Origin of the sequence: Marivita sp., assembly GCF_051859345.1 — a bacterium.
Lineage (GTDB): Bacteria > Pseudomonadota > Alphaproteobacteria > Rhodobacterales > Rhodobacteraceae > Marivita.
Map to the genome: position 1 here is coordinate 112,398 of NZ_JBHYFV010000003.1, position 12,776 is coordinate 125,173.

Genomic DNA, 12,776 nt, shown 5'->3' on the forward strand with positions numbered 1-12,776 from the left:
ATGTGAATTGGGGTTTCGATGCTGGAATTCGACAACGTCAGCAAGTCGTTCTGGACCGGGTCGCACCGCAAGGTGATCCTGGACCGGGCCTCCTTTCGTGTCGAACTGGGTGAATCGCTTGGCATTCTTGCGCCCAACGGCACCGGCAAGACGACCCTGATCAAGATGATGGCGGGTCTGGAGAAACCCGACGAGGGCGAAATTCGCAAGACCAGTCGCGTGTCTTTCCCTCTGGGTTTCATGGGTGGTGTTGTTCCAAAACACACCGCGATGGAGAACTCGCGCTTCATTGCGCGGCTTTACGGAATCGACCCCGATTACGTCGAAGCCTACTGTCGCTGGCTTTGTGATCTGGGCGAATACTTCGATCAGCCCTTGGGCACCTACTCTTCAGGCATGCGCGCCCGGTTCACCTTTGCGCTTATGCTGGCGCTCGATTTCGACATTTACCTCGTGGACGAGGGGATGCCGACCTACACCGACGTGGAATTCAATCGCAAGGCCGGGGATATCCTGGCGGAACGGTTGCGCACCACAACAATGATAATCGTGTCTCACCAACCCGAGACGCTGGCACGTTTTGCCAGCAAGGCGGGCGTCCTCATGGATGGCCAGCTGCATATGTTTGACACCTTGGAAGAAGCGAAACAGCTCTATGACTACGAAACCCAAGGCTAAACGCTTCCGCATCCGTCGCAGCGAACCCACTCCGGGCACCGGCCAGATGGTCGCGGCAGGGCACAGCGCGACATCGTCGGCACAGATGGCGTCCGAAATGCAGCAACCGCGCATTCAGCGCCCGGCAACTGGCGGCGTCGAACAGGCTGTCGCGGCCATTCGCGACGAAGGTCTGACCGGGCGGCAACTGCGCATGGCCCGGCGCATCGCACAAAAACACGGGCTAGATCCGTCTTCCGATTTTGAGGCCGTGTATCTTCTGCGTCTCAAGGGAATCGACCCGTTCCAACGCGAAAACGCGCTTGATCTGATGGTCCCCGACGCATTGACGGCACAGGTGGCCCCGCAAGCCAAACCCAAGGCAACTCCCGGCGCGGAACCGCTTGCGGTACAGCCACAGCTTCCCCAATCGGTCCGACCGAACACCCAGAACCTGCCCGCCACCGACAATCGAAGCCCGGCAGAGCGGCGCGCGCAGGAAATCATGGTCATTCAAAAGGACATGGCCCGCCGTCGCAGACGCCGGATGCGGATGCTGTTTGCCCGCCTCGCCGCCTTTGTTCTGCTGCCGACGCTCATCGCGGGCTGGTACTTTTTCAACATTGCGACACCGATGTACGCGTCCAAATCCGAATTCCTGATCCTCAAGGCCGAAACCGGCGGCGGCGCCATGGGGGGTCTGTTGTCCGGCACCCAATTTGCCACCAATCAGGACGCGATTGCGGTTCAAAGCTATCTGACATCCAAGGATGCGATGCTGCGGCTTGACGCAGACGAAGGGTTCAAGGCCCATTTTTCGCAGCCGGATCTTGATCCGTTGCGTCGTCTCGATGCCGACGCAACGTCCGAGGATATGTTCAAGCTTTACAAGAAATACGTTCAGATCGGCTATGATCCGACAGAAGGCGTGATCCGCATGGAAGTGGCGGCCGCCAACCCGCAGGTGGCCTCTGATTTCTCGACCGCGCTGATCGGCTATGCCGAGGAACGGGTGGACAACCTGTCGGCCCGCAAACGCGAAAACGCCGTGAAGGACGCCCAGCTTGGTCTGGACGACGCCGAACAGGCCCGCCGTGTCGCACAGGAAAAGCTGGTGCGCCTGCAACAGGACAGTGCTGTTCTTGACCCGCGTGCCCGCATCGGATCACTTCAGGCCCGCATCGAAACCGTGGAAACACAGCTTCAGGAAAAGAACCTGCAACTTCAGGCCCTGATGGACAACGCCCGCCCCAATCGAAGCCGCGTCGAAGGAACCGAGGCCGACATCCGCCGTCTCAACGCGCTCAAGGCACAAATCACCGCCGAAATGACCGCCGAAAGCGAAGGCGCCGGGTCGCTCGCGGAAACCGCCGTGCAAATCCAGTTGGCCGAGGCCGATCTGGCAACCCGCGACATGATGCTGGCCGCGGCCCTTGAACGGCTCGACCAGGCACGCCGCGACGCCGACAGCCAGGCGCGGTATCTGACCACCTCGGTCTATCCGCTGGCCTCGCAGGACCCAAGCTATCCACGCGCGTTCGAGAACACGTTGCTGACCTTCCTGATCTTCTCGGGGATCTACCTGCTGATCTCGCTCACCGGCTCGATCCTGCGTGAACAGGTCGCCAACTAGCGCAAGGCCCAGCAGGAAGCTCCGCCGCAAACACGCCCGCGCGTTTTCGCCCCCACCCCCTCCACCGGGTGCAAACTGCCACAGGTGACAACCCGGATCGCGCGCCCTATACGGCGCGCGACTTGATTTTGGCAGAGCAGAGGCCCCCAATGACAACCCTCGTTTTCGGACACAAATCCCCCGACACAGACAGCACCGGAAGCCCGATCATCTGGGCGTGGTACCTCAACCAGATCAAGGGCGAAGACGCAAAGCCTGTGCTCCTCGGTGAACCCAACACCGAAGCCGCCTTTGTGCTCAAGCATTGGGGCCTCGACAAACCCGAGATCATCTCGAACGTGGACGCCGATCAGGCCGTTGTCATCGTCGACACCAACAATCCCGCCGAACTGCCCGCTGCGATCAACAGCGCCGACATCCGCGCCATCATCGACCATCACAAGCTGGTTGGCGGTCTGGAAACCAAGGGGCCCATCGACATCCGCATCGAACCCGTTGCCTGCACTGCGACAATCATGTGGAAGATGATCGGTGACGATCTTGCCCAGGCCCCCAAGGCCCTCAAGGGCGCGATGCTGTCCTGCATCCTGTCCGACACGCTGGAATTCCGCTCGCCCACCACGACGCAGGAAGACACCGCCATCGCGCACGCATTGGCAGACGATCTTGGCGTGTCGATCCCTGACTTTGCCGCCGACATGTTCGCCGCCAAATCCGATGTCTCGGCCTTTTCCGACGCCGAACTGCTGCGCATGGACAGCAAGGAATACCCGGTCGAAGGCACAAAATTCCGCGTTTCCGTCCTTGAGACCACGTCGCCCAAGACCGTGCTTGATCGCAAGGACAGCCTGATGGCCACCATGCCGGACGTGGCGACCGAAGACGGCGTCGATCAGGTGATCCTCTTCGTCGTCGACATTCTGAACGAAGAAGCCACCCTGCTGGTCCCCAACGATCTGGTCAAATCCCTGGCCGAGAAAAGCTTTGGCGCAACAGTGTCTGGCGACACCGTTGTCCTGCCAGGTGTCGTAAGCCGCAAAAAGCAGATCATCCCGAACCTCAAACTCTGAACAACTCTCAGATGACGATGTCACCCATGATCTCATGGGCGATCCTTGGATGCGGGGTCATGGCTTTCGTCAACGGCCTCGCCTTCATGATGTTTCGCATCGACAAGGAACGCGCCATCCAGGGTGAATGGCGTATTTCCGAAACGACGTTGCTGACACTCGCGTTCTTCGGCGGATGGCTTGGCGCAAAAGCGGCGCAACGGCGCTTCCGACACAAGACGCGCAAAGAGCCCTTTCGGACGATGTTGAATGCAATACCGGTGCTGTGGCTCCTGTTGGCCATCGCATGGGCGCATGAAACCCATCTTTTTGATAAGCTTCCCATGGTCGCCTACCAGTGACGAAGTTTGCCGGCCTCGTCTGGCAATCGTCCCCGGTTCAGGCGATATGTTGCACAAACAGTGTCAACCAGGTGCCCCATGACCCAGATCATCACTTCCCTCGCCGACATCGCCAACCGCTATGACGTGTTGCTCGTCGATCTCTGGGGCTGCGTCCACAACGGCGTCACCGCGCATGAAGAGGCGGTTGCGGCGCTGCGCGGATTCAAGCAGGGCGGCGGCACGGTTGTCCTGCTGACCAATGCCCCCCGTTCGCGCCACGAGGTCGCAAGGCAGCTTGTTCGCCTGAACGTGCCGGACGACTGCCATGACAGCATCGCCACCAGCGGCGACAGCGCCCGCGCGGCGATGTTCCGGGGCGCGGTGGGTGAAAAGGTCTGGTTCATGGGACAGCCTTTCGATGAGACGTTCTTTGCCCCGATGGAGCTGATCGTCGATCCGGTCACCATTCAGCGCGTCGAACTGGAAGACGCCGAAGGCATCATCTGCTGTGGTCCGTTCGATCCCTTTGCCGACCCATCCGTGAACCGGCCGCAGTTTCTCTATGCCAAGCAGAAGGGCCTGAAACTGCTCTGCGCCAACCCCGATATCGTGGTCGATCGCGGTGAAACCCGCGAATGGTGCGCCGGTGCTCTCGCGGCGCTTTATACCGAGATGGGGGGCGAAAGCCTCTATTTCGGAAAACCTCATCCGCCGATCTACGATCTGGCCCGCCGCCGCATTGCGGCGCTTGGGGTTGATGTCGATCCGACCCGCATTCTGGCCATCGGCGACGGGGTCCACACCGACATCGACGGCGCCATGGGCGAAGACATCGATTCCCTTTTCATCTCCGGCGGATTGGCGGCGTCGGAAACAAAAACGTCGCATCAGCCCGACCCGGAGGCGCTAAACGCCTATCTTGCAAAGGAAAAAGCGTCCCCGACCTATACCATTGGCCAACTGCGCTGACGCAGATTTTGCTTGCCTTTCTGCGCCTGCAAAGTAATAAAGTTACCACATTGGGCATCTGACTTGGTTTTTTATTACCTTGCCGCCCGAGAGTGGAGTGCAAAATGTTGGACAACCTGCCGCGCGGAACGATCTGCATTGAAGACATCGAGATGGGCATGTCGCGTCACCTGCGCAAAGAGGTGACGGATCAGGATATCGAGATGTTCGCGCAGATCTCCACCGACCGGAACCCGGTTCACCTTGACGACGATTACGCGCAGGACACCATCTTCGAGGGCCGTATCGCCCACGGGATGCTGACCGCAGGACTGATCTCGGCCGTCATCGGCGAACAGCTTCCCGGTCATGGCACGGTCTACATGGGCCAGACGCTCAAGTTCCTGGCCCCCGTGCGCCCCGGCGACATGGTCTATGCCGAGGTCAAGGTGGTCGATATCGACATCGCCAAACGGCGGGTGACGCTGGATTGTCATTGCTCGGTCGATGGCAAGAAGGTGCTGATCGGCGAGGCCAAGGTGCTTGCCCCATCGCGCAAGTTCGACTGACCCTGCCACGGGCGCGGATGCGTCGACGCATCCTTGATTTTCCATCAATGGAAAATCGCACCCGCAAGGCCGGACCGGGGATTGCACTGCCCCAATGCGCCCGCTAGTCCTCTGCCCATGAGAATTGTGCGGGATTATCAGTTCGTCTCTGAAGGCGACAAACGCGCGACGGTTGCCATCGGCAACTTCGACGGCGTGCATCATGGCCATCAGGCGGTGATCAAACTCGCCCGCGATGCCGTGCCCGGTGCGCCTCTGGGTGTACTGACGTTCGAACCGCACCCGCGTGAATACTTCGCCCCCGACGCCCCCCCCTTTCGCCTGATGAACGCCAAGGCACGGGCGACCCGGTTGAAAAAGCTGGGGGTGGATGTGCTTTACGAGCTGAATTTCAACACCCAACTGGCCGAGCTGACTCCGGAAGGTTTCGCGGCGAACGTGATCGCCAACGGGCTTGGCCTGCGCCATGTCGTGGTGGGGGCCGATTTCTGCTTTGGCAAGGGCCGCGCAGGGACCGTCGAAGACCTCAAGACCTTTGGCAAGAACATGGGGTTCGGTGTCACCGTGGCAGACCTGATCACGTCCACCTCCGGCGCGGTCTCATCAACCGCGATCCGCACCGCGCTGAGCGAAGGTGAGCCGCGCAAGGCGGCCGAGATGCTGGGCCACTGGCACCGGATCGAAAGCACGGTGATTGGTGGCGAACAGCGTGGGCGCGAACTGGGCTATCCCACCGCCAACATGTCCATTGACGGGCTGCACCCGCCGAAATTCGGTGTCTACGCGGTGCAGGTCGATGTGCTGGATGGTCCCCATGCCGGATCGTATCACGGCGCGTCGTCGATCGGGGTGCGCCCGATGTTCGGGGAAAACCGCGCCAATCTGGAAACCTTCCTGTTCGATTTCACCGGCGATCTGTACGGCGCCACCGTTTCGGTCGCCCTGGTCGATTTCCTGCGTCCGGAACTGAAATTCGATAGCCTTGAGGCGCTCATCACGCAAATGGACGCCGACTGCGTGCAGGCCCGCTCGATCCTGACGGCGTCATGACCTCTGATCCGATCGACCGCACCGGACTGCCACCCCGTTTTTGGGAACGCAAGACGCTGACCGACCTGAACCCCCAGGAATGGGAAGCGCTGTGCGACGGCTGCGGCAAGTGCTGCCTGAACAAGCTCGAGGACGAAGACACCGGTCATGTCGAACTGACGCGTGTGGCCTGTCGGTTGTTCGACGACAGCACCTGCCGCTGCGGGCAATACGAGACCCGGCACCAGTTTGTGCCGGAATGTATTGTCCTGAAACCGTCGAACATCGACGACCACGCCTATTGGATGCCGCGCACCTGCGCCTACCGCCTGTTGTGGGAGGGCAAGCCGCTGTTTGACTGGCATCCGCTGATCTCGGGCACGCCGGACAGTGTTCACGCGGCGGGTGTTTCGATGCGCAACGCCACAGTGCCCGAATTCGAGGTCCATGAGGACGATTGGGAAGACCACATCATCGAGGAGCCGACCTGATGTTTTTTGCCTCCGACAACGGCGGACCTGTTCCGCAGGCCGTTCTGGACACGCTTGCAGAGGCCAATCAGGGCCACACCTTCAGCTATGGCGCAGACCCCATGATGGACGAGGTGCGCCAGCGCATTCGCGATCTTTTCGAAGCGCCCGACGCGGCGGTCTACCTTGTGGCCACGGGCACTTCGGCCAACGCGCTGGCATTGGCGACGCTGGTCGATCCCTTTGACACGGTGTTCTGTGCGCCCGTGGCGCATATCGAAGAAGACGAATGCAACGCGCCCGAGTTCTTTACCGGCGGCGCAAAGTTGACGCTGGTGCCGGGCAGCGACCGGATGACACCCGAGGCCCTGACCAAATCCATCGAAAGCCAGGGCAATCGCGGCGTGCATGGACCACAACGCGGCGCCGTGTCGATCACGCAGGTCACCGAGATGGGCAATGTCTACACGCTGGCCGAGTTGAAGGCGCTCTGTGACGTGGCGAAGTCCTATGATCTTCCGGTGCATCTGGATGGCGCGCGGTTTGCCAATGCGGCGGTGGCGCTTGGCTGTACCCCGGCCGAGATGTCGTGGAAGCTTGGCGTGGATGTGGTTGTGTTCGGCGGAACCAAGAACGGTCTCATGGGGGCCGAGGCGGTGGTGTTTTTCGATCCGGCCAAGGCATGGGAATTCGAACTGCGCCGCAAACGTGCAGGGCATCTGTTTTCCAAGCACCGCTACCTGTCGGCGCAGATGGCGGCCTATCTGCGGGATGACCTGTGGATCAGCCTTGCCAAAAGCGCCAACGCCAAAGCGGCGCGTCTGTGTGACGGGATCACGCGACGGGGCGATGTCCAGATTCTGAACGACGTCACCGCCAACATGATCTTTTTCACCGCGCCACGCGCCTTGCACCAGATCCTTCAGGCCGCCGGTGCGAAATACGGCATCATGGGTGGCCCGCTTGGCGAAGGTCCGTCAAACGCGCTGCTGCGGGGGCGGCTGGTCTGTGACTGGTCCTTGCCCGATGCCGAGATTGATCGTTTTGTGTCGCTGGTGATCGACGCATAAGAAAAGGGCTCCCGCAGGGGAGCCCTAACTCGTTAACACAACGTGGCAAACTAAGAGAGATCGTTCAGTTGTACTGGAAGTGCAGTTCGTAGCTGCCATCCTCGAACGCGCCGAACAGGTCGGGCACATCCGGGTGTTCGACGGGTTCACCGGAATAATCGGCGATCAGGTTCTGTTCCGAGACGTAGGCGACATAGAAGCTTTGGTCGTTCTCGGCGAGGAGATGGTAGAACGGCTGCTTTTTTGCCGGACGACTGTCCTCGGGGATCGCTGCGTACCATTCGTCGGTGTTGTTGAATTCCGGGTCGACGTCGAAAACCACACCCCGAAAGGGATGTTTGCGGTGGCGTACGACCTGGCCAATGTTGTATTTTGCGCGTTGTCTGATCATGAGTCCTGTCCGTTGACACATACCTGCCTGATTTTCGACAAATTGTCCAATTCCCGCGGCGTTTTTCTCGGAAACAGTCTGTGCAGAGTATCGACACAAGGTTTTCTTGTATGATGGCAAGGCGTTGCCGGCCCGTGCAATTGTGATTTCCCCCAAGTCCACTTTGCGATAAGCTGGTGATAATCCGAAAGACGGAGCAACCGTCTTCGAACAAAAAGCGAGAGGCCCATGAGCAGATTCTTTCGCGCCTTGGTGATTGTTTTGCTGGCAGCCTCTTGCGGAGGCGGCGGCGGCACATCGGCGCCCCGTAACCTCGACAATGCCTGTTCCATCCTGCAACAGCGCCCCGGATATCTTAGGGCGTTTCGCGCGGCCGAACGCAAATGGGGCGTTCCGGTGCATGTGCAGATGGCGTCGATGTACCAGGAAAGCAAGTTCCAGTCCGACATCCGCACCCCGTTCCGCTATACGCTGGGGGTGATCCCGATGGGGCGTCAAAGTTCTGCCTACGGGTACAGCCAGGCGCTCAACGGCACATGGGAAGAGTATCAGGCCGACCAGCGTGCTTTCCGCGCGCGGCGCAATGACATCAATGATGCGGCGGATTTCATGGGTTGGTACATGGCGGAATCGAACCGCCGGCTGGGCATTTCGCTGTTGGATGCGCGCAACCAGTACCTTGCCTATCACGAAGGCCGTACCGGCTTTGCGCGGGGCAGCTACAACAGCAAGTCGTGGCTGTTGCGGGTGTCAGACGAGATCGGGGCGCGGTCGGTGATGTACCAGGGCCAGTTGGCCACCTGCCCGGTCCGCAGGTAGGTCCGAAACGGCCCCATTGTTTCGCGTGCGAAACATTCGGGCAGAGGGGCTGACCCTTTAAGGATTTGTTAAGATTTGGCTTTCCGCACGCCTTGAAGGGTTTGCAATCCGGGCGCGACTGTTACTTCACCTGGATCTTGAGATTGATGCGGATGTTGTTTCTGCCACGGATCAAGAAGGCTGTGCTGTCCTGCCCTTTGGTGCGCCCGGCCGTGTAGTAGACCAGCAGCACGCTGAACCGGCTTCCCTTGCACTTGCCATTTTGCTGCGTGAACTTGCGCTTGGCGGTCCGGTATTTGCCCAGGCTGGGGGCTCTTTCAACGACGAGTTCCGGGTAACCATTGTCCTTGCAGGTCCGTTCATCGTAATTCAGCCATTGGAATTCGATCTGCTTGCCAGCGTCCACAGTGCGGTTGAGGTATCGCAGGCTTTGGGCGTCTGCCGACACTGCCGTCAGGGTCAGCATGGCAGCGGCAAGGCAGAGGGCAATCATTTTGCGCGACCAAGGTGTTTGAAAAATCATCTTACGTCTCCAGTCGTCAATTCAAGGGCTTCAAATCATGCGACCCGACCACAGAAAACTTGACGGTCGACACAAACATCGCATTGCTGATAAAGTCGGAGCGTCTTTGCAAGGTGTCAATAAATATCTGGATTGTTCCCATGAAGAGATATTTCCGCCTGGTGCAGGCAGGTGCATTTGCATGGATGGTCGTGCTGAGCGCGGTTCTTGCAGAGCCTGCCTTCGCGGGGCGTGTGGCGCTTGTGTTGGGCAATTCCGCTTACGAACACACGGTGCCCCTTGCCAATCCGCAAAATGATGCAGAGGCCGTTTCTTCGGCTCTCCGCGATCTGGGGTTTGACGTTTACGACGGCTATGACCTTGGAAGAAGCGACGCAACCGATCTGATCCGCGCCTTTGCGCGGGCCGCGACCGACGCGGATACCGCGCTTTTGTATTATGCCGGGCACGGTCTTGAGGTAGGCGGGATCAATTACCTTGTTCCCGTTGATGCGCAGATCCGGGATGAGGCGGATTTGCAGTTCGAGACCATCAACCTGAACGATATCGTGGCATTGATGGAACGGGACGAGCGCACCAACCTGATCTTTCTCGATGCCTGCCGCGACAATCCCATGGCGGGCAATCTTGCGCGCAACATGGGAACGCGATCATCGGCGATCGGACGTGGACTGGCGCGGCTGGATACCGGGCTTGGGACGCTGATCGCCTATGCCACGCAGCCCGGCAACGTGGCTCTGGATGGCACCGGGCGGCACAGCCCGTTCACCGATGCGCTTTTGCAGCATATCGCGACGCCGGATCTGGATGTCGAACTGATGATGCGCCGGGTCCGCCGCGACGTGATCGACCTGACCGGTGGTCAGCAGGTGCCCTGGAGCAGCTCTTCCTTGACAGGGAGCTTCATGTTCCAGACCCAACCACAGGCGCCCGAGCCGGTGATGGTACCCCTTGAGGAGGGTGCGCCCGCGCCCGCCATCGAGACCGAGATTGCCCCGGTTGCCCCACCAGAGACCGTCGCAGTGCCTGACGCGACCCCGGCGCCCACAGTGACTGCGTCGCTCGAACCTACCGAAGAGCCTGCCGCCGATGCCGAAGACGTCCCGGCCACCCCGCTGGTGCGCGCGGAGACGATGTCGGACGAGCAACTGGCGTTGCGGGTGCAGATGTCGCTGAACCGGCTGGGCTGCGAGGCGGGAACAGAGGATGGCATCTGGGGCCGCAACAGCCGCAACGCCCTGGAGCGGTTGGCAGAACACGCGGATGCCCTGACGCTTGCGTCCCTTGAACCAACAGCACCACTATTGCGCGCGATCGAGGTCTTGGAGGGCCGGATCTGTCCGCTTGTCTGTGGCCCGACCGAAAATCTGGTTGACGATGCCTGCATCCGCAAGACCTGTCCGTCGGGGCAGAACCTGTCTTCCCAAGGCGTGTGTTTCACACCGCAGCCAACGGCGCGACGAAGTACGTCGCCGCAAAGGTCAGGATCAAGCTGTTTCTCGTTCAACGGTCAGACCTTCTGCCAGTGACGGAAGCGATTTCCACCGGTTTGCGAAGTGCAGACGGTTGAGGAAGTCGGGGACGACAGACACCGCCCTACGCAGCGGCTTTCACGCTTGAGCCATATTCCAGCCATGTACGGTCCGTGGGCGACATGTGGGCATTCATCATGTCGTCATAGGCCGCCAATTCAGCCTCTGTCAGCTTGTTTCGCCATTTGCCGCTGGTGGCGCTGTGGAAAAACTCTGCGTCTGATTTGAAGAACCCCTTGCCGCCTGACGGCGCAAAGCGTTCGGCGTTGTCCTTCATGTTGTCGAAGGTTGCGGCCTGAACAAGCTGTTCCATGACAGGTGCGGGATGGGTGATGCCCAGTAGGCCCGCCAGCCTGTCGATTGTCCCCGCGAGATCGCGGGTCATGTCCGCATAGTGAAACAGCGTCACGTTTGGCCGGTCGGCCAGTGCCTTGGCGGCTTCATAGTGTCGAAGGATATGCGCAAGTGGCATCGCGTCCGTATCGAACCCCTCTGCGCCGCCGTCCAGAAAGCGGCGGAACGTGATGCCATCGGTGTCATCCTCGGGATACCACATATCGAACCAGGGCAACGGAATATTGCGAACGTGTTTGCGGTACGAGAAATGCGCGTCCAGAGGGTGACGAAACACGCAGATATAGTGCGCGTGATCATCGAGCGGCAAACCGTCCATCGGCGTATGGCTCTTCATGCTGCGCCGGTGCTGCATGGCGTCAAGCCGGTCGGCCACCTCTGACATCTCGCGGATGCGGATGTCGATCCATGGCATCTTGACGGACAATTCCGTTTCGACCTCGGGATCGCCGGAGAACAGCAAGGCCACGATGGTTTGCATCCAGGTGGTGCCGCACTTCGGCGGGGTCACGACAAACACGTCGTCCGGACGGATGTTGACCATGTCCCATCGCCGGTTGTCGGTCAGGGCCCCGAGATAGAGCTTTCTTTGCGTCACGTCGGATATCTCCTGCATGTGGACCACGTCAGGAGAAGCAGAGTGGGGCCAGAACGCAACGCATAATTGGCGCCGGAACAGGACGGAGAAACGTCAATCCTTGCCTGGAACGGGCGTAGAGGCGGCCTTTCGGCAATCGCCTCACGTTCTTTCTACCGGCTGGCGCGGCGCTCCATCTCGATGTTGAACAGGCGGTTTGCCAGTTGCTTGCGCTCCAGCGCGCCCAGAACAACGGTGGTCTGACCGCCGCCATCATCGGTGATGACCCATTGGCGCAGTTCAACCGGGTTGTCTGTGAACTTGAGCTGAATGCTGCCGTATTCCGGGTTTTCCGGATCCTGCGCGGTTACGGTTGTGGCGGTGCCATCATAGCCATGCGCCACAACCATGTTGGCACGGCCGAGATCGACGTTGCGGGCAAGGATGAGGCCAAGCGGCGTACGATCCAGCGGGTAGGTTTCAGGCTCACCACCCAGTTTGCGGTCGAACACTACCACCGCACCGTTGTTGGCCATGACCAGCGCCTGTTCCGGTGGTTTGTATTCAAAGCGTACCTTGCCGGGGCGGCGAATATAAAGCGTACCGGTCGAGATCGTGCCGTCGGCGTTGATCTGGGTAAAGCTCGCCTCGGCGCTGGTCAACTGGTTGAGGTAGGTCGATAACGTGTTGAGCGGCAATTGCTGGGCTGCGGCAGGCAGCGCCCACATCCATGTCAGGGTGGCCACAAGGGCAAGGAAACGAAGTCGCATAGGGTCTTTGGTCCTGTCTGCTCGGAACGATTGACCTTTAT

General features: G+C 60.1%; 15 protein-coding genes. 11 read left to right on the top strand and 4 right to left on the bottom strand.

Translation table 11 applies throughout. From position 1 onward, the window contains the following. The first annotated feature begins 18 nt into the window (after window positions 1–18). From ACTIEN_RS03390 to ACTIEN_RS03430, 9 genes are all read left to right on the top strand, one after another. Window positions 19–678 carry an ABC transporter ATP-binding protein gene (locus tag ACTIEN_RS03390; RefSeq protein ID WP_439521702.1) on the top strand — a complete coding sequence of 220 codons (660 nt, stop codon included), beginning with the start codon at window positions 19–21 and terminating at the stop codon, window positions 676–678. Further along, window positions 656–2,290: a capsule biosynthesis protein gene (locus ACTIEN_RS03395; protein WP_439521703.1), complete on the top strand. Its 1,635-nt coding sequence runs from the start codon at window positions 656–658 to the stop codon at window positions 2,288–2,290. The genes ACTIEN_RS03390 and ACTIEN_RS03395 overlap by 23 nt, the downstream gene beginning before the upstream one ends. Window positions 2,291–2,439: 149 nt before the next feature. Continuing rightward, the gene (locus ACTIEN_RS03400; protein ID WP_439521704.1) at window positions 2,440–3,360 is read left to right on the top strand and encodes a manganese-dependent inorganic pyrophosphatase; all 921 of its coding nucleotides are present in this window, start codon (window positions 2,440–2,442) and stop codon (window positions 3,358–3,360) included. Window positions 3,361–3,419: 59 nt separating this feature from the next. Continuing rightward, entirely contained in the window at window positions 3,420–3,701 is a 282-nt protein-coding gene (locus tag ACTIEN_RS03405) for a DUF1294 domain-containing protein (protein WP_439521705.1), read from the top strand. A gap of 78 nt (window positions 3,702–3,779) precedes the next feature. Then, window positions 3,780–4,652, top strand: coding sequence for a TIGR01459 family HAD-type hydrolase (locus tag ACTIEN_RS03410; RefSeq protein WP_439521706.1), 873 nt, complete (start codon window positions 3,780–3,782; stop codon window positions 4,650–4,652). A gap of 104 nt (window positions 4,653–4,756) precedes the next feature. Then, window positions 4,757–5,200 (top strand): MaoC family dehydratase, encoded by a 444-nt coding sequence (locus tag ACTIEN_RS03415; protein WP_439521707.1) that lies wholly within the window; start codon window positions 4,757–4,759, stop codon window positions 5,198–5,200. 117 nt (window positions 5,201–5,317) lie between these two features. Next, the gene (locus ACTIEN_RS03420; RefSeq protein WP_439521708.1) at window positions 5,318–6,250 is read left to right on the top strand and encodes a bifunctional riboflavin kinase/FAD synthetase; all 933 of its coding nucleotides are present in this window, start codon (window positions 5,318–5,320) and stop codon (window positions 6,248–6,250) included. Next, a complete protein-coding gene (locus tag ACTIEN_RS03425) occupies window positions 6,247–6,720 on the top strand; it encodes a YcgN family cysteine cluster protein (RefSeq protein ID WP_439521709.1) in 474 nt (157 codons plus the stop codon). Before ACTIEN_RS03420 ends, ACTIEN_RS03425 begins: the two co-directional genes overlap by 4 nt. Continuing rightward, window positions 6,720–7,769, top strand: coding sequence for a threonine aldolase family protein (locus ACTIEN_RS03430; protein ID WP_439521710.1), 1,050 nt, complete (start codon window positions 6,720–6,722; stop codon window positions 7,767–7,769). The genes ACTIEN_RS03425 and ACTIEN_RS03430 overlap by 1 nt, the downstream gene beginning before the upstream one ends. A gap of 64 nt (window positions 7,770–7,833) precedes the next feature. Here ACTIEN_RS03430 and hspQ read toward each other — a convergent pair whose 3' ends face one another. Further along, a complete protein-coding gene (hspQ, locus tag ACTIEN_RS03435) occupies window positions 7,834–8,160 on the bottom strand; it encodes a heat shock protein HspQ (RefSeq protein ID WP_439521711.1) in 327 nt (108 codons plus the stop codon). 228 nt (window positions 8,161–8,388) lie between these two features. Between hspQ and ACTIEN_RS03440 the strand changes: the two genes are divergently transcribed. Continuing rightward, window positions 8,389–8,979: a lytic transglycosylase gene (locus ACTIEN_RS03440; RefSeq protein WP_439521712.1), complete on the top strand. Its 591-nt coding sequence runs from the start codon at window positions 8,389–8,391 to the stop codon at window positions 8,977–8,979. 121 nt (window positions 8,980–9,100) lie between these two features. Here ACTIEN_RS03440 and ACTIEN_RS03445 read toward each other — a convergent pair whose 3' ends face one another. Then, complete coding sequence (locus ACTIEN_RS03445; protein WP_439521713.1) at window positions 9,101–9,502, bottom strand: hypothetical protein; 402 nt, start codon at window positions 9,500–9,502, stop codon at window positions 9,101–9,103. 140 nt (window positions 9,503–9,642) lie between these two features. Between ACTIEN_RS03445 and ACTIEN_RS03450 the strand changes: the two genes are divergently transcribed. After that, window positions 9,643–11,031 carry a caspase family protein gene (locus ACTIEN_RS03450; RefSeq protein WP_439521714.1) on the top strand — a complete coding sequence of 463 codons (1,389 nt, stop codon included), beginning with the start codon at window positions 9,643–9,645 and terminating at the stop codon, window positions 11,029–11,031. A gap of 67 nt (window positions 11,032–11,098) precedes the next feature. Here the strand turns inward: ACTIEN_RS03450 and ACTIEN_RS03455 are convergent, their stop codons facing one another. Next, window positions 11,099–12,004 (bottom strand): sulfotransferase domain-containing protein, encoded by a 906-nt coding sequence (locus ACTIEN_RS03455; RefSeq protein WP_439521715.1) that lies wholly within the window; start codon window positions 12,002–12,004, stop codon window positions 11,099–11,101. 134 nt (window positions 12,005–12,138) lie between these two features. Next, entirely contained in the window at window positions 12,139–12,735 is a 597-nt protein-coding gene (locus ACTIEN_RS03460; RefSeq protein ID WP_439521716.1) for a LolA family protein, read from the bottom strand. Between the last annotated feature and the right edge of the window lie 41 nt (window positions 12,736–12,776).